Origin of the sequence: Inquilinus sp. (assembly GCF_039594555.1) — a bacterium.
In the GTDB taxonomy this organism is placed as follows: domain Bacteria; phylum Pseudomonadota; class Alphaproteobacteria; order DSM-16000; family Inquilinaceae; genus Inquilinus.
This window is the reverse complement of record NZ_JBCNNF010000016.1, coordinates 12,412-34,922: the sequence shown is the minus strand read 5'-3', so window position 1 is coordinate 34,922 and position 22,511 is coordinate 12,412. Positions and strand designations below refer to the sequence as shown.

Sequence of the window (22,511 nt, the reverse complement as noted above, 5' to 3'; positions counted from 1 at the left end):
GCCACTTCGACTGGTCGAATTCCTGGTTGAACGCCTTGAACATGGCCTCGAATGTGTCGTCGACCCAACTCATGCGGTTCGACCCGGAATCCTTCTGCACCAGCAGCAGGTCGCCCTGGCAGGTATAGTCCGGCCCCGACGAGCTGTTCATCAGGTCCCGGTAGCCGGCGCCCTGCTTGGCCCGCATCTGGGAACTGACCGAGCTGTCGATGACCCGCAGGTCCTTGATCTCGATCCCGACCGCCTTCCAGTCGTCGGCCAGCACCTGCGCGATCTCCTTGTCCATGAGGTAGGAGCCGTCGGTGGTGTCGAAATTGAGCGACAGCCGCGCGCCGTCCTTGACCCGGACGCCGTCAGGTCCGGGCACCCAACCGGCCGCGTCGAGAAGCTGCTTGGCCTTGTCCGGATCGAAGGCGTAGGGCTTCAGGCCAGGATCCTGGTTGGGCACGTTGACGAGATCGATGGAGCATTTGGCCATCCCGCCGAGGAGGGCGGTGGCGATCTCCTCGCAATTGACAGCATAGTTCATCGCCTGGCGGACCCGGACATCGGCCAGGGCGGGGTGGCGCCCTTGCTTGATGGCGACGAACAGGCGGCGATAGCTCGGCGCCGCGATCACATTGACGCCCGCGCTTTCCAGGTCGGATTTCAGGTCGGCGGGGACGCCGACCATGAGGTCGGCGGTCCCGGCCTTCAGCTCGCTGATGCGGGTCGCAACCTCCGGCACCGCCTTGACGACGACCTCGTCGACCGGCGGCTTGCCGAGACGGTATCGGTCGAACGCCTTCAGGATCAGCCCCTCGCCAGGCTTGTACGACACGAACTGATACCCGCCCGCCCCGACCGGCGCGAAGGCCACCTTCTCCGGCGCGTTCTCGGAGTAGTATTTCGGCGGCAGGATCGACAGCTCCGGATTGACCATATGCGAGGTGATGATCGGGTCGGGCTCGGTCATCACCAGCCGCACGGTCAGGTCGTCGACCTTCTCCACGTGATCGTACTTCAGGGCGCCGAGCGCGAAGGTCAGGTCTCCCTGGCCGGCCGCGAACAGCTTTTTCGCCCGGTCGAAGGTGAAGACGACGGCGTCGGCATTGATCGGCTCGCCATTGTGGAAGACCAGGTTCGGCCGGATCCTGATCTCCCAGTTCAGCGGGTCGAGCATCCGGATCGACTCCGCGACAGCCGGGACCACCTTGCCCTCGTTGTCGAGGCGAAACAGCGTCTCGTGGATCGACAGGATGACGTTGGCGTCGGACTGCGTGAACATCGGGTCGAGGCTGACCGGCTCCGCGTCGCTGAGGAACACGACCGGCTTGCTCTCGGCGAAGGCGGGAGCGGGGGCGACTGCAGCGAGCGCCAGCCCGAGCACCAGTATCGGAATGCGGATCGCACGCATCGGCATCACGGCTTTGCCTCCTGTCTGTTGGGTCTCTTTTTGGTTTGGATCACCGCTCTACTCCTGCTCCCCCTGCAGGACCGAGCCGAGATAGAGCCGCCCGTCCGCCCGGGGATGGAATGTCAGGCGCTTGGACACGCCGTAGAGCGAGGGCGCGTTGAACAGCCACACCACGGGCGCCTGTTCGGCGACATAGGCCTGGGCGGCGCGGCACATCTCCGGCCATTTCGACGGGTCGAACTCCTGCCGGAACGCCTTGAACATCTGCTCAAACCTGTCGTCCACCCAGCTCATGCGGTTGGAGCCGGACTCCTTGTGCACGAGCAGGAGGTCGCCCTGGCAGGTATAGTCGGGGCCTGAGCCGGAGTTCATGAGATCCCGGAAACCTGCGCCCTGGTTGGCGCGCATCTGCGCGCTGACCGAGGCGTCGATCACCTTCAGGTCCTTGATCTCGATGCCCACCGCCTTCCAGTCGTCGGCCAGGACCTGGGCGGTCTCCTTGTCCATCAGGTAGAAGCCGGCCGTGGTGTCGAAGTTGAGCGAGAGGCGGACACCGTCCTTGGCCCGGACGCCGTCCGGCCCCGGCACCCAGCCCGCCTCGTCGAGCAGCGCCTTGGCCTTCTCCGGGTCATAGGGATAGGGCTTGAGACCGGGGTCGTCATTGGGCGGGTTCACCAGATCGATCCGGCACTTCACCAGGCCGCCCAGCAGCTCCGTGGCGATCTCACCGCAATCGGCGGCATAGTTCAGCGCCTGCCGCACGCGCACATCGGCCAGCGCCGGGTGGCGGCCCTGCTTGATGTTGATGAACTGGCGAAGATAGCTCGCCGCGGTCACCACCGTGACCCCATCGCTTTCCAGATCCGCCTTGAGGTCGGCCGGCACACCGGTCATCAGGTCGGCCGACCCGGCCTTCATCTCGCTGACGCGGGTCGCCACTTCGGGCACGGCCTTGACGATGACGTCCTCGACCGGCGGCTTGCCCTGCCAGTACTTGTCGAAGGCCTTCAGCACCAGCCCGACGCCCGGCTCGTAGGAGACGAACCGGTAGCCGCCCAGCCCGACCGGCGCGAACGCCACCTTCTCGGGCGGATTCTCCGAATAGTATTTCGGCGGCAGGATGGAGAATTCCGGATTGACCAGGTGCGAGGTCACGATTGGATCCGGCTCCTTCATCACCAGCCGGACCGTCAGATCGTCGACCTTCTCCACCCGGTCGTATTTCAGGGCGCCCATGGCGAAGTTCAGGTCGCCCTGGCCGGCCGCGAACAGCTTCTTCGCGCGATCGAAGGTGAAGACGACCGCGTCGGCATTGGCCGGCTCATCATCCTGGAACACCAGCCCGGGCCGAAGCCTGATTTCCCAGGTGAACGGGTCGATCATCCGGATCGACTCCGCCACGGCGGGGATGATCTTGCCGTCATTGTCGAGCCTGAACAGCGTGTCGTTGATCGACAGCGTGATATCGGCGCTCGATGTCGAGAACATCGGGTCGAGGCCGATCGGCTCCGCCGGCAGCAGGACGACGATCGGCCTCTGGTCCGCCAGGGCGGATGTCCCGGCGGCGGCACCCGCCAGCAGGCCCAAAGCAAACAGGGAGCGCCTCAACAGATTCGGACCCATCACGGCTTCACTCCTCGGACGCCTCGTCCAGTATGTGCGTTTGTCTATACGGCCCCGCCTCAGCCGATGTTCTTCAGCCGGGGATCGAGATAGTCCCGCAGCCAGTCGCCGAGGATGTTGATCGACAGGACGGTCAGCGAGATCGCCGCGCCCGCCGGAAGGGTCAGCCAGTCGGCGACGCCGACATATTCCCGCCCGTCAGCCAGCATGGTGCCCCAGCTCGGGACGCTCGGCGGCACGCCGACGCCGAGAAAGCTGAGGGACGCCTCGGATACGATGTTGCTGGCCACGGTGAAGCTCGCGATCACGATCACCGGGCTCCAGACATTCGGCAGGATGTGCTGGAACAGGATGCGCCACTGCCGTTCACCCGTGGCATGCGCCGCCAGCACGAACTCGTCGGTCTTGATGGTCAGCACCTGGCTGCGGACGATGCGCCCATACTGGACCCATCCGGTCAGTCCCAGCACCAGGATCAGCTTGTCGAGGCCGGAGCCCAGCACGGCCATGATGGTGAGGGCCAGCAGGATCGTCGGAAAGGACAGCTGGATGTCGCACAGCCGCATGAACAGGTCGTCGACCCAGCCGCCGAAATATCCGGACAGCAATCCGACCAGCAGCCCGATGGTGCCGGAGATGGCCACCGCGGCCAGCCCGACGACAAGGGAGACGCGGGCGCCGTAGATGAGGCGGCTGAACACGTCGCGGCCGAGCGAATCCGTGCCCAGCCAGAAGGTGATGCCGGCGCTGTTGGTATAGCCGGGCGGCTTCAGGCGCTGGATCAGCTTGATGGCGAAGGGATCGTTCGGCGCCAGCCAGGGCGCCGCGACGGCGGCGATCAGGACGAGCAGAAGGATGGCGACGCTGACGACGGCGGCCTTGCTGCGGAACAGCCGCGTGAGCATCGGGTTGCGCCGCGGGCGCCGGAGGGCGGTCGGCTCCGGCACCGGCGATGCGGCCGCCGTGTCGCCCCCGTCGCTCTGGGGAGGGAGGTCGAGGAGGGTCATGAGCTGTGCCGGATGCGCGGGTCGATCCAGGAATAGGCGAGATCCACCAGCAGGTTCACCGCGGCGAAGATCAGCGCCAGCATGACGACGCCGGCCTGGACCACATAGAAGTCCTTCGACCCGATCGCCGAGACGATCTCGCGGCCGACGCCCGGCCAGCCGAAGATCGTCTCGATGATGACCGAGCCGCCCAGCAGGAAGCCGAGCTCGAGCCCGATCGCCGTCACGATCGGCAGCAGCGAGTTGCGCAGCACATGCGCGGTGACGACGCGGCTTTCCGTGATCCCCTTGGCGCGGGCCGTGCGGACGAAATCGCGCCGCATGAAGTCGAGCATCGACGAGCGCGTCAGCCGCATGTTGCGGGCAATGGGAAACGCCGCCAGGGAGATCCCAGGCATGACCAGATGCTGCCAGGTGCCGCTGCCGGAGATCGGCAGCCATTTGAGATGGACGCCAAACAGCAGGATCAGAAGGATGCCGAGCCAGAAGCTGGGGATCGACTGGCCGACCAGGGCCAGCACCGTGGCGATGTGGTCGATCGGCCGGCGCACCCGGATCGCGGACAGCACGCCGAGCGGGATCGACACCAGCAGGGACAGGACGAAGGCGAAGGACGCCAGCTTGATCGTCGCCGGCAACTTGTCGGTGATCACCTGGAAGGCCGGCTGGTGGCGGATGAAGGAGTAGCCGAAGTCGCCCTGCAGGGCGTTGCCGACGAAGCTGAGATACTGGACGTACCACGGCCGGTCGAAGCCCATCTTGACCCGGAACTCCTGGATCTGCTCGACGGTCATGTGGTCGGCGGCGTCGCGCAGGATGACCTCGGTGGGATCGCCGGTCATGAACAGCATGCCGAACGCCACCACGCTGACGCCGAACACGACGATGACGGATTGGAGGAGCCGCCGGATCACGTAGCGCATGGGGCCCCCACGCTTCCGTCGCGGGGCCGCGCCGCCCGGGCGGCGCCGTCAGGCGAGATGGCACGCAACCCAATGCCCCCCGGTGGTTTCGCGGAACTGCGGCTCGACGGCCCGGCAATGGTCCGTCGCCATCGGGCAGCGCGAGCTGAAGCGGCAGCCGGCCGGCGGGTCGGCCGGGCTCGGCAGGTCGCCCTGCAGCAGCATGCGCTGCCTCTGCCGCTCCAGCGGCGGGTCGGGGATCGGGATCGCCGACAGCAGGGCCCTGGTGTAGGGGTGAAGCGGGTTTTCGTAGAGCTCGTCGCTCGACGTCAGCTCCATCATCTTGCCGAGATACATCACCCCAACACGGGTGGAGATGTAGCGCACCATGCTGAGGTCGTGCGCGATGAACAGATAGGTCAGGCCCAGCTCCTCGCGCAGGCGCTCCAGCAGGGTGACGATCTGAGCCTGGATCGAGACGTCGAGCGCCGAGATCGGCTCGTCGCAGACGATAAAGTCGGGGGAGGTGGCGAGCGCCCTGGCAATGCCGATGCGCTGCCGCTGCCCGCCAGAGAACTCGTGCGGGTAACGGTCGCGGACGGAGGGGTGGAGCCCGACCTTCTGCATCAGCTCGGTGACGAGCGCGCGCTCCTCCTTGGCGTTCCTGGCGAAGCCGTGCACGCGCAGCGGCCGGGCGATGATCTCCGCGACCCGCATCTGCGGATTGAGCGAGGCATAGGGGTCCTGGAAGATCATCTGCATGTGCCGCCGGGCGCGCCGCACCTCGTCCGGACCTTTCTTTGCGAGATCGGTCCCGCGGAACTCGACCTCGCCGCCGGTCGGCCGGTAGAGGTGGAGGATGGCTCGCCCGGCCGTGGTCTTGCCGCAGCCGCTTTCCCCGACCAGCCCGAGGGTCTCGCCCTTCGCGATGTCGAAGGTCAGGCCGTCGACCGCCTTGACGGCGCCGACGGTTCGGTTGAAGACGCCGGACCGGATCGGGAAATGCATCTTCAGATCTTTGACGCGGACCAGGATCTCGCTGTTCATGGCCGTGTCCTACTGCGCCAGCCGGTCGTGCCAGCACGCCACCGCGTGGCCGGGCGACACTTCGGTGAGGGCCGGGTTCTGCTGCCGGCAGCGATCGGTCGCGAAGCGGCAGCGGGGCACGAACGGGCAGCCGCGCAGATCGCCCAGCAGGGTCGGGGGCAGCCCGCCGATCGCCTGCAGCTTCCTCTGGCCGCCCGCATCCAGGCGCGGCAGCGATCCCAGCAGGCCGATGGTGTAGGGATGGGCCGGCCGGGCATACAGCTCGTCGACCGGCGCCTGCTCGACGATATGGCCGGCATACATCACGGCCACCCGGTCGGCGAGCCGGGCGACGACGCCGAGATCGTGGGAGATCCAGATCACGGCGGTGCCGAGCTCCGCCTGGAGCGTCTTCACCAGCTCGACGATCTGCGCCTGGATGGTGACGTCGAGCGCCGTCGTCGGCTCGTCCGCGATGATCAGCTGCGGCGAGCACGACAGTGCCATGGCGATCATCACGCGCTGGCGCATGCCGCCGGAGAATTGATGCGGATAGTCGCCGAGCCGCTCCGCCGGCCTCGGGATCCCGACCATGGCCAGCAGATCCGCCGCCTTCGCCCTCGCCTGCCGGCGCGTCAGCCGCTCATGCGCCGAGAGGCTCTCGATGATCTGCGTCCCGACCCGCATGACGGGGTTGAGCGACGTCATCGGGTCCTGGAAGATCATGCTGATGGACCGGCCGCGGATCTCCCGCAGCGCCCGGTCGTCGAGCGTCAGCAGGTCGGTCCCCTTGAAGTGGATGCTGCCGCCGGTGATCCGCCCCGGCGGCGAGGGGATCAGCCGCAGGATCGAGAGCACGCCGACGGATTTGCCGCTGCCGCTCTCCCCGACAATGGCCAGGCACTCGCCCCGGTCGACGGAATAGGAGATGCCGTTCAAGGCGTTCACGACGCCGTCGACGGTATGGAACTTCGCCGCGAGATCGCGGACCTCGAGCAGCTTGCGCCGTGGCTCCGGTCCGGGCTGCGGCGGCCCGCTGTCCAGCGAGGGGATCGGTCGATCGAGCATCATGCCGCGGTGGCCCGCTGCCCACGAACCGTGGAGCGCACCGGCCCGCGCAGGTCACGCAACTCTCCGAGAACCGGCCCAAGCGCCCGTTTCATGAGTCGATGCCGCCAGTCTGTTCGCGCCCTCGGCGCCGCCCGCTTGCTTTGGTTCTGTGGAGATGGCGCGGCCGCCTCAGGTGCCTCCCTGGGCCCGATTCATCCCGCAAACATTCTCGATTGTCGACAATTAATTTTCCTGTTAGACGGGGCCATGATGGAATTGAGGCCGATCCGGAAGAAGAGCGCGGAGGTCGAGGCGACCGAGGCGCTGCGCAATCATGTGGTCGGGGGAGGGGTTCCTCCCGGCGGGCGGCTCACGGAGATGCGGCTGTCGGAAGCCCTCGGCCTCTCCCGCAGCACCATCCGCACGGCCCTGCACCAGCTGGCCAATGAAGGGCTGGTCGTCCAGCTGCCATATACCGGCTGGTCGGTGACCAGCCTGAGCAGCACGGATGCGTGGGAGCTCTACACGCTGCGGGGCAGCCTCGAGGCGCTGGGCGCCCGGTTGCTCACCGAAAGTCTGGATTCAAGGAAGAAGGACCAGCTGCAGCGGGCGTTGGATGCGCTGGTCGCGGCCTGCGAGACCGGTGGCGAGGTCGCGATCGTCGACCGCGACCTGGGGCTCCATAAGCTCATCATCTCCCTGGCCGGCCATCGCCGGCTGGCGGAACAGTACCGGCTGATCGAGCAGCAGATCAGGCTCTACATCATCTGGAGCGACCGGCTGATGCCGAGCGCCGAGGACATCATCGCCACGCATCGCCCGATCGTGGAGGCGATCGTCGCCGGCGACAGCCGGTACGCCGAAAGCATTCTGCGCGACCACAATGAAAGCGCGGGGCGCGTGCTGTTCGAGTTCCTCAGCCGGCGCGAAGCGGCGGAGAGGGGTGACAACACCGTGCCGTGCGAGCCCGCCCGCGACCGAACCGGCTGACCGAAACTCCCGGCGCCGCGCCGACCGAGTTCGCGCGGCACCGTCCCAGAAGCTCTGAACGACAGGATGGTGCAGCGATGGACCGGAACACCGATCGGTTGAATGTGCTCATCGCCAGCCCGCTCGAGGAGGAGCACGTCGCGCGCATCCGCGCCGTCGCCCCCGACCGGGTGGATGTCATCTATGAGCCGGACCTTCTGCCGCCGACCCGATATGTGGCGGACCACAGCGGCCCGGCCGGGTTCCGGCGCAACGAGGAGCAGGAGGCGCGCTGGCGCCGGCATCTGGCGCAGGCCGATATCCTGTGGGACTTCCCCCCGGACGCGGCGGACGGATCCCCCGGCCTCTCGCTGGCGCCCAAAGTGAAGTGGATCCAGGCGACCAGCTCGGGCATCGGCAGCCGGGTCGCGCGTCTCGGGCTGAAGGACTCGGCGATCGTGCTGACCACGGCCAAGGGCGTGCATGCCGGCCCGCTGACCGAGTTCGTCTTCCATTCGCTCATCGGCCACTGGAAGCGGCAGCTGCACGTCCAGGCGGAGCAGAAGCGCCACCATTGGGACCGCTTCTGCGGCGAGGAGCTAGCCGGCAAGACCCTTGCCGTCGTCGGCGTTGGCGAGGTGGGCCGTCGGGTCATCCAGATCGGCAAAGCCTTCGACATGCGGGTGGTGGCGCTGGCCCGGCCGGGATCGAAGCGGATCGCCGCGGAGCTCGGGGTCGATGCGCTGTTCGGGAGCGACGATCTGCACCGCATGCTGGGCGAGGCGGATGCGCTGGTCCTCATCATCCCGCACACGGCCGAGACCGAGGGCATGATCGACCGTGCCGCCATCGCCGCCATGAAGCCCGGTGTGGTCCTGGTGAACATCGCCCGTGGCCAGGTCATCGACGAGCCGGCGATGATCGACGCGCTGCGGAGCGGCCATATCGCCTTCGCCGCCCTCGACGTCTTCGCGGTCGAGCCCCTGCCGCCGTCATCCCCGTTGTGGGACATGCCGAACGTGCTGGTCAGCCCGCATTCGGCCAGCACCGCGACCAGCGAGAACGGCAAGATCACGGAGATCTTCTGCCGCAATCTGGAATGCTTCGTCGAAGGCCGCCTGTCCGAGATGACGAACCTGTTCGACCGTTCATTGACGCATTGAAGCGGCTGTCGCACCTGCGCCTGGCCCTGGGCGATGTCGTTTCGGTTGTTGTCCAACCTCCCTCAGCCGGGGATGTGGCCTTCCTGCAGCCTGTCTGGTTGACGGTTGCCACGTCGTCCCAGCTTGTCGGTCAGCTTTTCAGCAAATGACCGGATGACATCCTTGAGGCCCGCGTCTTCGATCAGTTGAAGGGCCATGTCGGGGGTCGTCCATCGCGCTTCACGCTCCCCAATCTCACGCCAGGTATTCTCCTGGCGGTCGACCAGCAGGGGAAAAATACGGACTTCACAGGCAGCAGCGATGCCGTCGCCGTCGAGCCACTTGTCATAGACGAAGCTGCCGATCGGCTTCTCCGATACCGAGCCCCGCACCCCGGCCTCTTCGAACGCCTCCTGAGCGGCGGATTTGGCGGGCTTCTTGCCTTTGATCTTCCATCCCTTCGGAACGATCCAGCGCCCCGTCCTGCGCGTGGTGACGAGCAGGATCTCGAGCGAACCGTCGGCCCGAAAGCGATAGGGCAGCGCCCCATACTGGCGGCGGGGCGCCTTCTTGATTGTCTCACCCATCGGCAAGGCGCCTTGAGGGCGTGAAATGCCGATTCATCGTCAGATCCTGACCGTGCGCCGCCAGACCAGCGACGGCGTGAGCTCGATCCGGGCCGGGGCCGCCCGGCCAGCGCGGCTTCCCGACGCCAGATCGACGGCGTGTCGGGCGATGTCGTCCACCGGATGGTCGAAGGTGGTCAGCTGGTACGACATCCAGCCCGCCTGCATGACATTGTCGAAGCCGATCACCGAGACATCCTCCGGCACGCGCAGGCCGAATTCGTGCCGGGCCGCGTCGATCACGCCGAAGGCGGTCGCGTCGTTGACGCAGAACACGGCGTCGGGCCGCTCCGCCGCCGTGAACAGCCGGCGGGCGGCGCCGACGCCGTTGTCGTAGCTGGTCATCTGGCCGAGACGGACCACCGCCGGCTCGAGGCCCACCGCACGGGCCGCCGCGATGAAGGCGTCCGCCCGGGCCGACAGGCTGGGGGTGCCCAGCTCGGTCGTGACCACGGCCGGGCGGCGGCAGCCGGCGCGCAGGAAGAGGCCGAGCGCCTGGCGCGCGGCACCGGCATTGTCGAGCAGGATGTTGTCCGGGCCGACGATCCGGTCGTCGCGGCTGATCAGGATCAGGCGCTGCCCGTTGTCCAGGCATTCGCGCACGATCGACTGGGCCGGCGTTCCCGACATCACGATGGTGGCGTCGGCGCGGTAGTTGAGGGCACGGCGCAGAGTCGTGGCAACATCGTCCAGGGGCCCGCCGACGCAGAGCAGCACGGCCACTTTGCCGGCCTCCTGCAGCTTTTCGGTGATGGCCCGGGTCAGGCGCGACGGCTGGGCCGCGTCGATGTCCGCCACCACCAGGCAGACGATCCCCGTCTCCTGCCGCGACACGCCGCGGGCCAGGTGGTTGACGTGGTAGCCCAGCGTCTCGGCCGCGGCCAGCACGCGCTGGCGCGTCTCCTCCGACACGCTCGCGCCCGGGGTGAAGGTGCGGGACACCGCCGAGCGTGAGACCCCCGCCAGCTCGGCCACGGCCCGGGCCCCGACGAAGCGGCGGGAGGACAGATCCTCCGTCTCGGGCAGGGTATCCGGTGGCGTGCTGTCGCGGCCGGGCATGCCGGTCTGCTCCTTTCATCTGACGGTCTGATCATAGACGGTTTGCAACCAGGTGCAAACGGATCTAGGGGTCAGTACTCAATAGCGGAGGCGGCCTGGCTGTCCATCCGTTAAGACAAGATCAATCGGCGTCACAAATTTGTCATTGACGAAGCGGAGTTGATCGAACAGCATTTGCACACGGTTGCAATAAGAATGCTGGGAGGAATGACGATGCCCATGACATCGAAGACGGCTGCCTTGTCCTGTGCGGCGGTCGCGCTGGTCGCCGGCATGGCGCTGCGCGCCGCGCCCGCCTGGGCCGAAGGCTCGGTCGTGGTCTATTGCGGCGTGAACGAGGAATGGTGCCGGGCCGCGGCGAGCGCCTTCCAGGAGAAGACCGGCATTCATGTCGACATGACGCGGCAGAGCGCCGGCGAGATCTTCGCCCGGCTGCGGGCCGAGAAGGACAATCCGCGCGGCGACATCTGGTACGGCGGCACCGGCGACCCGCATCTTCAGGCGGCGGCCGACGGGCTGACCGAGCCCTATGCATCGCCCACGCTCGGCCAGCTTCGGGACTGGGCGCAGGACCAGGCCAAGCGCTCTGGCAACCGCACCGTCGGGCTGTATCTCGGCGTGCTCGGCTTCGGCTACAACGAGCAGGAGCTGAAGGATCGGAACCTGGCGGCCCCGGCCTGCTGGTCCGACCTGCTGAAGCCGGAGTTCGAGGGCGAGGTCCAGATGGCCGACCCGAACTCCTCCGGCACGGCCTGGACCATGCTGGCGACGATCGTGCAGCTGATGGGCGAGGACAATGCGTTCGAGTACCTGGTCGGGCTGAACAGGAACATCGACCAGTACACCAGTGCCGGCGCTGCTCCGGCCCAGGCCGTGGGCCGCGGCGAGACCATCGTCGGCATCGCCTTCCAGCACGATCTGATCAACGCGGCCAAGCAGTCGCCGGCGGTGAAGGTGGTCTCGCCCTGCGAGGGCACCGGCTACGAGATCGGGTCGATGAGCCTGATCAAGGGTGCCCGCCATATGGACGAGGCCAAGAAATTCTACGACTGGGCGCTGACGCCGGAGGCGCAGGCGATCGCCGCGAAGAACGGCAGCTTCCAGGTGCCGTCCAACACCGCCTCGGCGGTGCCGCCGGAATCGCCGGACACCAGCAACATCAAGCTGATCCACTACGATTTCGAGAAATACGGCTCCTCCGCCGAACGGACGCGGCTGCTGTCGCGCTGGACCAAGGACGTGAAGAACGGCGGCTGACGTGACGGCGACGGGATTGCGGAAGGGGGCGGCCGCGGCGCGGCTGTCCGGGGCGCGACTGTGCCTGCTGCTCGGCTGGGCGTCGGTCTTGGTCGCGCCCTGGTACGGCATCGAGGGCGGGCTGGTCCGGGCCTTGACTGAAGGCGGCGCGCCGGCGGTGGTCGAGGCGGTTCGCGGCAGCCCCTGGCTGGCCGGCCTGCTGCTGCCGCTGCTGCTGGCCAGCCTGGGCGAGCTGCGGCGGCAGCCGCGCCTGCTGGCCTGGGCCGGCGCGGCGGGCATCGCCTGGGCGCTGCTGCAGGGCTTCGCCATCGACCGGCAGGGCTGGGCGATGGTCGATCTCGGTAGCCTGTCCGGCTGGGCGGCGGCGCAGCCGGCGCTGGGCTGGGGCGCCCTCGGCTACCTGGTGGCGATGGCGCTGCTGGCGGCGCACGGGCTGGCCCGCCAGGGCTGGTGCAAGGGCGACGCCTTCACCGTCGGCGCGCTGGTCACCGTCTGCGGCTCGATCCTGATCTTCGTCGGCTATCCGGTGCTGTGCGTCCTACTGTCGGCCTTCAAGGACAATCAGGGGCAGGTCGACCTACCGCTGTTCGCCGACAAGCTGGCCGATTCCTCGATCTGGGGCCTGGCCTGCCTGTCCGGCGGGCGCAGCTGCGGCGTGGCCTGGAACTCGCTGGCCCAAGCCACGCTGGTCGGCGTGCTCAGCACGTTGCTGGGCCTCGCCTTCGCCCTGGTGGCCCAGCGCACCCGCTTCCCGTTCCCGCGCCTGTTCAAGGTGCTGGCGGTGCTGCCGGTGATCACGCCGCCCTTCGTCATCGGTTTGGCGCTGATCCTGCTGTTCGGCCGCGCCGGCATGGTGACGACGCTGCTGAACGACTGGTTCCATCTGCCGCGCAGCCGTTGGCTGTACGGCATGCCGGGCCTGACCATCGCCCAGCTTCTCGCCTTCACCCCGATCTCCTACCTGGTGCTGCTGGGCGTGCTGCAAGGCGTCAGCCCGAGCATGGAGGAGGCGTCGCAAACCCTGCGCAGCGGGCCGTGGCGCACCTTCCGCCACGTCACCTGGCCGCTGATCCGGCCGGGCCTGGCCAACGCCTTCCTGATCGCCTTCATCGAAAGCCTGGCCGATTTCGGCAACCCGATGATGATCGGCGGCAATTTCCGCGTGCTGTCGACCAGCGTGTACTTCGCCGTGGTCGGCGCGGCGCAGGACCAGGGCCAGGCCGCGGTGCTGGCGATCGTGCTGCTCACCTTCAGTTTGTCCGCCTTCCTGCTGCAGCGGCTGTGGATCGGGCGGCGGAGCTACGTCACCGTTGCCGGCAAGGGCGATGCCGGGCTGCCTGGCCCGCTGCCCAAGCCGCTGCGCATCCTGTGCTACACGGTGGTGCTGCCCTGGATCGCGCTGACCGTCGCGGTCTACGGCATCATCATGATCGGCGGCTTCGTCAGCGCCATCGGCAGCGACAACAGCCTGACGCTGAAGCACTTCCTGACGGCCTTCGCCATCGGCGACAGCGACCATGGCTGGTACCTGGCGGGGTCGGCCTGGAATTCGCTGATCACGACGCTGGAGGTGGCGTTGCTGGCCATGGTGCCGACCGCGGCGCTGGGGATCCTCACGGCCTATCTGCTGAACCGGCAGAGCTTCGCCGGCCGCGGCGCCTTCGAGTTCCTGACCATGATGAGCTTCGCCATCCCCGGCACGGTGATCGGCATCAGCTACATCCTGGCCTTCAACAGCGGCCCGATCGAGCTGACGGGAACGGCGATGATCATGATCATCGCCTTCGTGTTCCGGAACATGCCGGTGGGCATCCGCGCCGGCCTTGCCAATCTCAGCCAGATCGACCGCAGCCTGGACGAGGCGTCGCTGACGCTGGGCGCGCGGTCGGCCACCACGCTGCGGCGGGTGATCCTGCCGATCCTGCGGCCGGCGATCGCGACCTCGCTGGTCTATGCCTTCGTCCGGGCGATCACCAGCGTCAGCGCAGTGATCTTCCTGGTCAGCGGCGAGTTCAACCTTGCCACCGTCTACATCGTCGGCCGGGCCGAGTTCGGCGAATACGGGCTGGCGATCGTCTATTCCGCCGTGCTGATCACGATCATGGTCCTGGCGCTGATGGCGATCCAGGCCCTGGTCGGCGAACGGCGGATCGGCCGCCGGACCGCGGCGGTCCCGACAACCCGCAACCGTCAATCCGTGGTGCAGGCGTGACAAGCAACCTCAATCTGGTCGACTCGGCGCGGGCCCGCGCTGCCGCCGGCCTGCCGGCAGTCGAGTTCCGCGCCGTCAGCAAGCGCTACGGGCCGGTGACCGCGGTCGACCGCGTCGGCTTCGCGATCGAGCGCGGCACGCTGGTGACGCTGCTGGGCCCGTCCGGCTGCGGCAAGACCACGACCTTGCGCCTGGTCGCCGGGCTGGAGTTGGCGACCGAGGGCCGGATCCTGATCGACGGCGAGGACGTTACCCACCGCTCCGCCGCCGAGCGCGACGTCAGCATGGTGTTCCAGTCCTACGCGCTGTTCCCGCATATGACGGTGATGCAGAACGTCTGCTACGGGCTGCGCGCCTCCGGCCTGCCGCAGGCCAGGGCCGAGGCGATGGCGGCGGAGAAGCTGGCGGCCGTCGGCCTGTCGGGCTTCGAGCGGCGGCTGCCCAGCGAGCTGTCGGGCGGCCAGCAGCAGCGGGTCGCGGTCGCCCGAGCCATCGTGCTGGAGCCGAAGGTGCTGCTGTTCGACGAGCCGCTGTCCAACCTCGACGCCAAGCTGCGCCGCCGGGTGCGCGAGGATATCCGCGGCCTGCAGCAGTCGCTCGGCCTGACCGTCGTGTACGTCACCCACGACCAGGAGGAGGCGCTGGCCGTCTCCGACCGCATCGTGGTGATGCATTCGGCCCGGATCGTGCAGGACGGCACGCCGCGCGATCTGTACGAGCGCCCGGCCAACCGGTTCATCGCCGACTTCATCGGCAACGCCAACCTGCTGCCGGCCATGCTGCGGCGGCGCGACGGGGCACTGGCGCATGTCGGGCTCGGCGGCATCACACTGTCTCTCCCGCATCGCGAGCTGCCGCCCGGTCCGGTCGGGGTCGCGGTGCGGCCCCAATCGATCCGGCTGCGCGCCGGCGGCCAGCAGCCCGGCGAGCTGGCGGGGACGATCCGCAAGGCCGCCTATCTCGGCAGCCACATGGAGTATCAGGTGGACCTATCGGAGATCGGGGCCGAAGCCTTCGTCATCGATGGCAATGTCGGCGAGCCCTTCGCCCCCGGCACGGCGGTCGGCGTGGCGATCCCGGCGGAGGGCGCCGCCCTGGTCCCGGCGGGAGAGGCGGCGTGATGCGCGAGCTGGACGAACGCCAGGCTTTCGGCCTGGACCTGGCCCTGCGCGCCGGCGCCCTGGCGCTGGGCATGCGCCGCACCCTGGCGCCGATCGAGGCGAAGAGCGCGATCGACTTCTGCACCGAGGCCGACCGGGCGGTGGAGCAGCTGGTCCGCGCCGAGATCGCGCAGCGCTTCGGCGATGCGGTGATCGGCGAGGAGTATGGCGGCGAGGCGGCCGACCGCGTCTGGGTGGTCGACCCGATCGACGGCACCGCGGGCTACATCCACGGCTCCGGTCGCTGGTGCGTGTCGCTGGCCTATGTCCAGGACGGCGAGATCGAGATCGGCATCCTCTACGCCCCCGCCGACGACCGGCTGTTCGTCGCCCGGCGCGGCCGGGGCGCCACGCTGAACGGGCGGCCGATCGGGGTCAGCGGCCTGGCGCATGGCGCGGCGCCGCTGGTCGAGGTCGGCTGGTCCGAGCGCCGGCCGCTCGCCGCCTACTGCACGCTGCTGCAGCGGCTGACCGGCGCCGGCATCGAGTTCCGCCGCCACGGCTCCGGCGCGCTCGGCCTGGCCGAGGTCGCCTGCGGCCTGAACGACGGTTATGCCGAGCTGCACATCAACGCCTGGGACGCGCTCGCCGGCATCTTGCTGGTGCGCGAGGCGGGGGGCTGGACCAATGACTTCCTGGCGAATGACGGGCTGCGCCGAGGCAACCTGCTGCTCGCCTGCACGCCGGCTCTCAGCGACCGGCTGGCGGCGATGACCCGGGGCCTGGAGGCGCCGATCGAACAACCCGCGGCTCTGGCGGGCTAGGCCGGCCGCCGGCCAACGGCGGCATCACGACAAAGGGGAGGGGCGATCATGGCATCGAGACGGCTTTCCGCCGTCGCCGGCATCCTGCTGGCGACATTCCTGGCGGCACCCGCATCCGCGGCCGGGGACCTGGTGCTCGACAAGGCGGTGGTGCTGATGCGGCACGGCGTCCGGCCGCCGACCAGCAGCAAGGCGATCGCGCCCTTCGCCGCCAAGCCCTGGCCGGCATGGGAGGTCGCCGACGGCATGCTGACGCCGCACGGCGCCGAGGCGGTCGGCCGGCTGGGCGCCTGGGAGGGGCGGATGCTCGCCTCCCGCGGCCTGCTGAACGCGCCGGAATGCCCGAAGCCGGGCGAGGTCTTCGCCTGGGCCAGCAGCCAGCTGCAGCGCACCGTCGATACCGGCAATGCGCTGCTGGCGGCGATGTTCCCGGATTGCGGCCTGACCGTCGGCCATGGCGACGCCAAGGGGGCCGACCCGCTGTTCACCGCGTCCGACACGGATGTCGGCCGGCTGGACCCGGAGAAGGGCCGGGCGGCGATCCTGGCGGCGATGGGCGGCAGCTTCGACGGGCCGAAGCAGCGTCTGGCGCCGCTGTACCAGGAGCTGAGCGGCATCCTCGGCTGCGGCGCCAAGGGCTGCGATTTCGCCGACCGGCCGTGGGAGATCGCGCCGAAGAGCGACGGCCGAAACCTGTCGCTGGAAGGCCCGATCGGCGAGGCCTCGACCATCGCCCAGGTGTTCCTGCTGGAATACGCCAACGGCCTGCCGCCGGACCAGCTGGCCTGGGGGCAGATCAAGTCGGCCGACGACGTGATCCGCCTCTCGGCCATGCGGCAGATCAAATACGAGTATTTCGAGCGCGTTCCCTACATTGCCCGGCGGGGCGCCTCCAACATCCTGAACCAGCTCCTGATCGGTCTGGCCGAGGGCGCCTCGGTGCCTGGTGTCGACACCGCGGGCGGCCCGCCCGACGCCAGGCTGACGCTGTTTGTCGGCAGCGACACCCAGATCGCCGAGATCGGCGGCATGCTCGACGCTCATTGGACGCTTCAGAGCTATCTCGAGGACGAGACGCCGCCGAGCGGCGGCCTGGTGTTCGAGCGGCTGCTGGATAAGGCGACGGGCCAGCGCTTCGTCCGGGTGAAGTTCCTGACGCCGAGGCTGGATCAGATCCGCAGCGCCGCGGCGCTCGACGACGCCAACCCGCCGGAATACGTGACGGTCGGCCTGCCGGGCTGCGAGGGGAAGGGGCCGGATGGGGCGTGCCCGATCGACACCTTCGCGAAGATCGTGACCACCGCCATCGATCCGACCGCGGTGGCGCCTCAGACCTACCGTTGACGAGCTCGCCCGGTCCGACCGCCGTCGGATCGGGCGTTCCACCACGCAGGGATTATCGGCGGAATGCCCCATGGAAAAGCCGACCCCGTCATCCTGACGGAAGGGGAGCGGACCCTCCTCGCCAACATTGCCGATGACGCCGGCCGGCGGGGCGTCGCCCGGCGAGCCGCCATCGTGCTGCTCGCCGCGGAAGGGTTCAGCAACCGCTTGATCTCCGAGCGGCTGCAATTGGAGGAGCACTGCATCGGCCGCTGGCGGCAACGCTTCGCGGCGCAGCGCGTCTGGGGGCTGTTCGACCGCCCGCGGACCGGCCGGCCCGCGTCGCGGACCACGACCGGCCCGATCGGCACGGATGCAAGCTCGACCGGCGATCGCCGCTAATGCCTGTCGGGCACACCGCGCGGCCGGATGAGGTTGGCCATCACGATCCAATCGTTCGCGCCACTGCAAGTTCCGTCGCGGCGCGGAGTGGAGGCGGAACTCCGCCGGCGGTCCAGGTGGGTGCGTTTCGATTGCACAAATTTCCAATGGGCCATCTTCCTGGCCGCGACGTCATTCCGCCGCCACGGCGGCTGGGGCCTTGGTCAGCCGGATCTCGCCGGCGATCGCCTGCGGCTGGCGCAGCAGGTTCAGGATCGGGCAGTTGCGCTCCACCGTCTCGCGCAGCGCCTCGATCTCGGACGGCGCGGCGGGGGAGGCGATCGACGCCGCGTAGGTGATGCCGTGCGGATAGATCGGCACGGCCTCGAAGCCGGGGGAGCCGGCGCGCGGATCGATCGTGCCGGTGATCTCCAGCTCCAGCGAGTCGAGCGGCACGCCGAGCGCCGCCGCCTGGATCAGGAAGGTATGGGTCAGGCAGCTGCCGAGCACGCCGAGCTGCAGCTCCGGCGAGCTCGGGCCCAGGTCGTAGCCGGCGAAATCCGCCTCGCTGTCGCTGATCACCTGAAAGCCGCGGATGCGGATGCGGCGGATGCCGCTGCGTCCCTCGGCGCTCACCTGCGCCGTCAGGGTCTTCGGGCCGGCCTCGCCGGCGGCGACGCGCGCCTTGCGCGCGACGATCGCCGCGCGCTTCTGGCCGAGATACTCGTTGAGCGTGGTCATTCCAATCCTCCTCGAAGCGGGATCGCCGGCCGACCGGATCCCTAGGACGCCATCTTGTTCACGGGTGTCTCCGCGACCGGCGTGGCGCCGCCCTGCGCGATCCGGGCCAGCTGCTCGACCGCGAGGTGGCACCGGATGCCGTGCCCCGGCCCGGCATCGCGCAGCGGCGGCTCGACCTGCTCGCAGACCGCGCCGAGGCGGTGCGGGCAGCGATCCTGGAAGGCGCAGCCCGCAGGCCCGGTGGGTCGCGACGGCAACTCGGTTGACGGCGGCGGGGCTGCCTTGCCATGGGCGGCCGCGGCCAGCAGGGCGTCGGTGTAGGGATGGCGCGGCCCGGACCAGATCCGATCGGCCGGCCCGATCTCGACCAGCCGGCCGCGATACAGCACGCCGATCCGGTCGGCCAGGAAGCGGACCACGCCGAGGTCGTGCGAGATGAAGACGTAGCCGACGCCGCGCCGGGCCTGCAGGTCCGCCAGCAGGTTCAGGATCGAGGCCTGGACCGAGACGTCGAGCGCCGAGGTCGGCTCGTCGCACACCACCACCTTCGGCTCGCCGGCGAAGGCGCGGGCGATGGCGGCGCGCTGCTTCAGCCCGCCGGACAGCCGGCGCGGCCGGGCGGCGAGATGGTCCGGCCCCAGCCGCACCGCCTGCGCCAGCTCCTGCAGCCGGTCGCGGCGCGGGCCGGCGGCGCGCAGCCCGGCCAGCCGGCGCAGTGCCCGGCCCAGCACCCGGCCGACGGGGCGCGACGGGTTCAGCGACGCCCCGGGGTTCTGGAACACGATCTGCAGCGCCTTGACCTGGGCCCGGCTGCGCCGCGTGGCGCGGGGCTGCAGCAGGGTGCCCTCCAGCTCGATCCGGCCGCCGGGATCCGGCGGCGTCAGCCCCAGCAGCAGATGGGCCAGGGTCGACTTGCCGCTGCCGGATTCGCCGACCAGGCCCAGCGTCTCGCCCGGATGCAGGTCGAAGCCGACATCATCCAGCACCTTGGTCCGGCCATAGGTCTTGGAGAGATTCCTCACCGTGAGCACCGGCGCACCTGCCGCGGCGGCAGGCAGCGTCAGGGGGGCGGGCGGCGGCGCCGGGGACAGCTCCGGCGTCCGGTCGTGCAGATGGCAGCGGCTGCTGCGCCCGTCCGCCAGGCGGTGCAGGGGCGGGGCCTCGTCCCGGCAGCGCGGCTGCGCCAGGGCGCAGCGCTCGGCGAAGACGCAGCCGCGGAGCTCGGCGCCCGGGGCCGGCAGGCCGCCGGGGATGACGTCCAGCCGGCTGCGCGCCTTGTGCCGGCCCGGCCGCGGCAGGCAGCGCAGCAGGCCGGCGGTGTAGGGGTGGCGCGGCTGGTCGAACAGCGCCCGGGTCGGGCCCTCCTCGACCAGGGCACCGGCATACAGCACGCCGATGCGGTCGCAGATCCGCCCGACCAGCAGCAGGTTGTGGCTGATGAACAGCAGCGCCGTGCCCAGCTCGCGCCGCAGCCGGCCGATCAGTTCCAGGATCTCGGCCTCGACCGTGGCGTCCAGCCCGGTGGTCGGCTCGTCCAGGATCAAGAGCGACGGGTTGCCGGCCAGCGCCATGGCGATCACCACCCGCTGCTGCATGCCGCCGGACAGCTGGTGCGGATAGAGATCCATCACCCGGCCGGGATCGGCGATCTGCACCCGCTGCAGCATCTCCCGCGCCCGGTCATGCGCGTCCACCGGTCGGGCGCCAGCAGTCTCGAACGCCTCGGCCACCTGGCGCCCGATGCGCAGCGCCGGGTTCAGGGCGTGTCCCGGATCCTGATAGACCATCGACACCGGCCCAGCGCGCAGGCGACGCAGCGCGCGCGGGGCCAGCCCGGCGATGTCCTGCCCGGCTACCAGGATGCCCCCGCCGCGCACGGCGCCGTTCGCCGGCAGGTAGCGCATCGCCGCCAGCGCCACGGTGCTCTTGCCGCAGCCGGATTCGCCGACCAGCCCATAAGCCTCGCCCGGGGCAATGGAAAAGCTGACGTCGCGCAGCACCGCGCGGTCGCGGCCGCGAACCCGGTAGGCGACGTCCAGTGCCTCGACGGTGAGGGCGTCCGGCGCGCTCATGCGTCGAGCGCCCTTTCGACGCCGTCGGCGACGAGGTTGACCCCGACCACCAGCGAGATCGTGGCCAGCCCGTCGAACAGCACGGTCCACCAGTAGCCGCCGCCGATCAGGGCGTAGTTCTCGGCGATCGACAGGCCCCAATCGGCCGAGGGCGGCTGGATGCCGAAACCGAGGAAGCTGAGCGTCGCCACCTGGAAGATCGCGTAGCCCAGGCGCAGCGTGACCTCGACCACGATCGGCTTCAGCACGTTGGGCAGGATCTCGGCCAGCATGATGGTCACCGCGTTCTCGCCGGCCAGCTGGGCGGCGGCGACATACTCCTTCTCCCGCTCGGCGCGGACGGCGGCGCGGACGGTGCGGGCGATCAGCGGCGCGTAGAGCAGGCCGATCACCACCACCACGGTCGCGTTCGAGGCGCCGAGCGCGGCCAGCGCCGTCAGGGCGACGATCACGGTCGGCAGCGCCAGCAGGGCGTCGAGCACGCGGCTGACGATGCCGTCGACCAGCCCCCGGAAATAGCCGGTGACGAGGCCGAGCAGCGTGCCCAGCACGGCGCCCAGCAGCGTCGCCAGCGGCGCCACCGCCAGGATGTCGCGGGCGCCGACGATGACGCGGGAGAAGACGTCGCGGCCCAGCCGGTCGGTGCCGAACCAGTGCTCGGCCGAGGGCGGCGCCAGCGCGCTCATCAGGTCGTCGGCATAGGGGGCGAGCGGCACCAGCCGGTCGCCGAGCACGGCGCAGGCGGCCCAGAACCCGACGATCAGCAGCCCGGCCACCAGGGTGGCGGAGGGGGCGAAGGCCCGGGCCTGCATGTGCCGGCCAGCCGTGGGTTCGGACGGCGCGCTCATGCGGCGGCCCGGCGCAGGCGGGGATCCACGGCGGTGGCGACGATGTCGCCGACCAGCCCGGCCACGGCATAGGCCGCGCCGGCCACCAGCACCCCGGCCTCCAGCATCGGAAAGTCCTTGGTCTTGGCGGCACCGTAGATGAGGCCGCCCAGGCCCTGGTAGCGGAACAGCGTCTCGACCACGACCAGGCCGCCGATCAGGTTGCCGGCCTGGGTGAAGACCACGGCGATCGTCGGCGTCAGGGCATTGCGCAGCACGTGGCGCCACACCACGGTGCGCCGGGGCAGCCCCTTCAGCACCGCGGTGCGGGTGTAGTCGGCGGCCAGCGCCTCGATCGTCCCGGCCCGGGCCATCCGGGCGATGTAGCCGAACAGCACCAGCACCAGCGGCAAGGCCGGCAGGATCAGATGGGTCAGCTGGGTCCCGAACCCGGATCCGGCCGGCGCGGTGGCGGTGATCGGCAGCCAGCGCAGCCACACGCCGAAGGCCATGATCAGCAGCAGCGACGACACGAATTCCGGGATCACCGAGCTCGACAGCCCGAACAGGCTGATGGCGCGGTCGGTCGGCCGGCCGGCCCGCAGCGCCGCCACGACGCCGCCGGCGATGCCGAGCGGCACCACCACCGCCAGCACGACTGCCGCCAGCGTCAGCGAGTTGGCGAAGGCGGTGGCGACGAAGGGCGCGACCGGCCGGCGGAAGGCGAGGGAGGTGCCGAAATCGCCCTGCACCGCATGGCTCAGCCAGTCCCAGTACTGCACCAAAGCGGGCCGGTCGGCGCCGAGCTGATGGTTCAGCGCCTCGACCGCCCGGGCATCGGCGAAGGGGCCCAGGATCGCCCGCCCGACATCCCCGGGCAGCAGCTGGCCGCCGGCGAACACCAGCAGGCTGAGGATCCACAGCGTGGCCAGCAGCTGCAGCAGCCGCACGAGCAGGGGCCGGGCGAACCTCAC

General features: G+C 69.5%; 20 protein-coding genes. 8 read left to right on the top strand and 12 right to left on the bottom strand.

Annotation, left to right across the window (positions count from 1 at the left end; genetic code table 11):
- From ABDW35_RS03230 to ABDW35_RS03205, 6 genes are all read right to left on the bottom strand, one after another.
- Positions 1-1,402, bottom strand: a 1,402-nt coding sequence (locus tag ABDW35_RS03230; RefSeq protein ID WP_343712404.1) for an ABC transporter substrate-binding protein, incomplete at its 3' end; no start/stop codon positions are given.
- A 51-nt stretch (positions 1,403-1,453) separates the two neighbouring features.
- Entirely contained in the window at positions 1,454-3,019 is a 1,566-nt protein-coding gene (locus tag ABDW35_RS03225; RefSeq protein WP_343712405.1) for an ABC transporter substrate-binding protein, read from the bottom strand.
- Between the two features lie 59 nt (positions 3,020-3,078).
- Entirely contained in the window at positions 3,079-4,026 is a 948-nt protein-coding gene (locus ABDW35_RS03220; RefSeq protein WP_343712403.1) for an ABC transporter permease, read from the bottom strand.
- On the bottom strand, positions 4,023-4,949 hold the full coding sequence (locus ABDW35_RS03215) for an ABC transporter permease (protein ID WP_343712402.1): 927 nt from the start codon (positions 4,947-4,949) through the stop codon (positions 4,023-4,025). The genes ABDW35_RS03220 and ABDW35_RS03215 overlap by 4 nt, the downstream gene beginning before the upstream one ends.
- Before the next feature lie 48 nt (positions 4,950-4,997).
- Complete coding sequence (locus tag ABDW35_RS03210) at positions 4,998-5,975, bottom strand: oligopeptide/dipeptide ABC transporter ATP-binding protein (protein WP_343712401.1); 978 nt, start codon at positions 5,973-5,975, stop codon at positions 4,998-5,000.
- Positions 5,976-5,984: 9 nt separating this feature from the next.
- A complete protein-coding gene (locus ABDW35_RS03205; protein ID WP_343712400.1) occupies positions 5,985-7,025 on the bottom strand; it encodes an ABC transporter ATP-binding protein in 1,041 nt (346 codons plus the stop codon).
- Positions 7,026-7,271: 246 nt separating this feature from the next.
- Here ABDW35_RS03205 and ABDW35_RS03200 point away from each other — a divergent pair, with 246 nt between their 5' ends.
- Positions 7,272-7,994 carry a GntR family transcriptional regulator gene (locus ABDW35_RS03200; RefSeq protein ID WP_343712399.1) on the top strand — a complete coding sequence of 241 codons (723 nt, stop codon included), beginning with the start codon at positions 7,272-7,274 and terminating at the stop codon, positions 7,992-7,994.
- 77 nt (positions 7,995-8,071) lie between these two features.
- Positions 8,072-9,136, top strand: coding sequence for a D-2-hydroxyacid dehydrogenase (locus ABDW35_RS03195; protein WP_343712398.1), 1,065 nt, complete (start codon positions 8,072-8,074; stop codon positions 9,134-9,136).
- A 62-nt stretch (positions 9,137-9,198) separates the two neighbouring features.
- On the opposite strand, the gene ABDW35_RS03190 is transcribed toward ABDW35_RS03195, so the two are convergent.
- Together ABDW35_RS03190 and ABDW35_RS03185 are read right to left on the bottom strand one after the other, a co-directional pair.
- Positions 9,199-9,702 carry an NUDIX hydrolase gene (locus ABDW35_RS03190; RefSeq protein ID WP_343712397.1) on the bottom strand — a complete coding sequence of 168 codons (504 nt, stop codon included), beginning with the start codon at positions 9,700-9,702 and terminating at the stop codon, positions 9,199-9,201.
- Positions 9,703-9,741: 39 nt separating this feature from the next.
- Positions 9,742-10,800 carry a LacI family DNA-binding transcriptional regulator gene (locus ABDW35_RS03185; protein ID WP_343712396.1) on the bottom strand — a complete coding sequence of 353 codons (1,059 nt, stop codon included), beginning with the start codon at positions 10,798-10,800 and terminating at the stop codon, positions 9,742-9,744.
- 213 nt (positions 10,801-11,013) lie between these two features.
- Between ABDW35_RS03185 and ABDW35_RS03180 the strand changes: the two genes are divergently transcribed.
- The 6 genes from ABDW35_RS03180 (at position 11,014) to ABDW35_RS03155 (ending at position 17,918) form a co-directional block, all read left to right on the top strand.
- A complete protein-coding gene (locus ABDW35_RS03180) occupies positions 11,014-12,057 on the top strand; it encodes an ABC transporter substrate-binding protein (RefSeq protein WP_343712395.1) in 1,044 nt (347 codons plus the stop codon).
- Between the two features lies 1 nt (position 12,058).
- A complete protein-coding gene (locus ABDW35_RS03175) occupies positions 12,059-14,269 on the top strand; it encodes an iron ABC transporter permease (protein WP_343712394.1) in 2,211 nt (736 codons plus the stop codon).
- Complete coding sequence (locus ABDW35_RS03170; protein ID WP_343712393.1) at positions 14,266-15,390, top strand: ABC transporter ATP-binding protein; 1,125 nt, start codon at positions 14,266-14,268, stop codon at positions 15,388-15,390. Before ABDW35_RS03175 ends, ABDW35_RS03170 begins: the two co-directional genes overlap by 4 nt.
- The gene (locus ABDW35_RS03165; protein WP_343712392.1) at positions 15,390-16,193 is read left to right on the top strand and encodes an inositol monophosphatase; all 804 of its coding nucleotides are present in this window, start codon (positions 15,390-15,392) and stop codon (positions 16,191-16,193) included. The genes ABDW35_RS03170 and ABDW35_RS03165 overlap by 1 nt, the downstream gene beginning before the upstream one ends.
- A gap of 48 nt (positions 16,194-16,241) precedes the next feature.
- The gene (locus tag ABDW35_RS03160; RefSeq protein WP_343712391.1) at positions 16,242-17,537 is read left to right on the top strand and encodes a histidine-type phosphatase; all 1,296 of its coding nucleotides are present in this window, start codon (positions 16,242-16,244) and stop codon (positions 17,535-17,537) included.
- Between the two features lie 63 nt (positions 17,538-17,600).
- The gene (locus ABDW35_RS03155; RefSeq protein ID WP_343712390.1) at positions 17,601-17,918 is read left to right on the top strand and encodes a helix-turn-helix domain-containing protein; all 318 of its coding nucleotides are present in this window, start codon (positions 17,601-17,603) and stop codon (positions 17,916-17,918) included.
- 171 nt (positions 17,919-18,089) lie between these two features.
- Here ABDW35_RS03155 and ABDW35_RS03150 read toward each other — a convergent pair whose 3' ends face one another.
- Genes ABDW35_RS03150 through ABDW35_RS03135 form a run of 4 tightly spaced genes read right to left on the bottom strand, consistent with a single transcriptional unit; the run spans position 18,090 to position 22,511 of the window.
- On the bottom strand, positions 18,090-18,638 hold the full coding sequence (locus tag ABDW35_RS03150; protein ID WP_343712389.1) for an OsmC family protein: 549 nt from the start codon (positions 18,636-18,638) through the stop codon (positions 18,090-18,092).
- Positions 18,639-18,679: 41 nt separating this feature from the next.
- Positions 18,680-20,710: an ABC transporter ATP-binding protein gene (locus ABDW35_RS03145; RefSeq protein ID WP_343712388.1), complete on the bottom strand. Its 2,031-nt coding sequence runs from the start codon at positions 20,708-20,710 to the stop codon at positions 18,680-18,682.
- Positions 20,707-21,558, bottom strand: a complete 852-nt coding sequence (locus tag ABDW35_RS03140) for an ABC transporter permease (RefSeq protein ID WP_343712387.1) — start codon at positions 21,556-21,558, stop codon at positions 20,707-20,709. The genes ABDW35_RS03145 and ABDW35_RS03140 overlap by 4 nt, the downstream gene beginning before the upstream one ends.
- Positions 21,555-22,511, bottom strand: a complete 957-nt coding sequence (locus ABDW35_RS03135) for an ABC transporter permease (protein WP_343712386.1) — start codon at positions 22,509-22,511, stop codon at positions 21,555-21,557. Before ABDW35_RS03135 ends, ABDW35_RS03140 begins: the two co-directional genes overlap by 4 nt.

Excerpts from the sequence above, each read along its gene's own strand:
- ABDW35_RS03225 (WP_343712405.1), bottom strand. The coding sequence starts at position 3,019 with ATGGGTCCGAATCTGTTGAGGCGCTCCCTGTTTGCTTTGGGCCTGCTG.
- ABDW35_RS03220 (WP_343712403.1), bottom strand. The coding sequence starts at position 4,026 with ATGACCCTCCTCGACCTCCCTCCCCAGAGCGACGGGGGCGACACGGCG.
- ABDW35_RS03215 (WP_343712402.1), bottom strand. The coding sequence starts at position 4,949 with ATGCGCTACGTGATCCGGCGGCTCCTCCAATCCGTCATCGTCGTGTTC.
- ABDW35_RS03210 (WP_343712401.1), bottom strand. The coding sequence starts at position 5,975 with ATGAACAGCGAGATCCTGGTCCGCGTCAAAGATCTGAAGATGCATTTC.
- ABDW35_RS03205 (WP_343712400.1), bottom strand. The coding sequence starts at position 7,025 with ATGATGCTCGATCGACCGATCCCCTCGCTGGACAGCGGGCCGCCGCAG.
- ABDW35_RS03200 (WP_343712399.1), top strand. The coding sequence starts at position 7,272 with ATGATGGAATTGAGGCCGATCCGGAAGAAGAGCGCGGAGGTCGAGGCG.
- ABDW35_RS03195 (WP_343712398.1), top strand. The coding sequence starts at position 8,072 with ATGGACCGGAACACCGATCGGTTGAATGTGCTCATCGCCAGCCCGCTC.
- ABDW35_RS03190 (WP_343712397.1), bottom strand. The coding sequence starts at position 9,702 with ATGGGTGAGACAATCAAGAAGGCGCCCCGCCGCCAGTATGGGGCGCTG.
- ABDW35_RS03185 (WP_343712396.1), bottom strand. The coding sequence starts at position 10,800 with ATGCCCGGCCGCGACAGCACGCCACCGGATACCCTGCCCGAGACGGAG.
- ABDW35_RS03180 (WP_343712395.1), top strand. The coding sequence starts at position 11,014 with ATGCCCATGACATCGAAGACGGCTGCCTTGTCCTGTGCGGCGGTCGCG.
- ABDW35_RS03165 (WP_343712392.1), top strand. The coding sequence starts at position 15,390 with ATGCGCGAGCTGGACGAACGCCAGGCTTTCGGCCTGGACCTGGCCCTG.
- ABDW35_RS03160 (WP_343712391.1), top strand. The coding sequence starts at position 16,242 with ATGGCATCGAGACGGCTTTCCGCCGTCGCCGGCATCCTGCTGGCGACA.
- ABDW35_RS03155 (WP_343712390.1), top strand. The coding sequence starts at position 17,601 with ATGCCCCATGGAAAAGCCGACCCCGTCATCCTGACGGAAGGGGAGCGG.
- ABDW35_RS03150 (WP_343712389.1), bottom strand. The coding sequence starts at position 18,638 with ATGACCACGCTCAACGAGTATCTCGGCCAGAAGCGCGCGGCGATCGTC.
- ABDW35_RS03145 (WP_343712388.1), bottom strand. The coding sequence starts at position 20,710 with ATGAGCGCGCCGGACGCCCTCACCGTCGAGGCACTGGACGTCGCCTAC.
- ABDW35_RS03140 (WP_343712387.1), bottom strand. The coding sequence starts at position 21,558 with ATGAGCGCGCCGTCCGAACCCACGGCTGGCCGGCACATGCAGGCCCGG.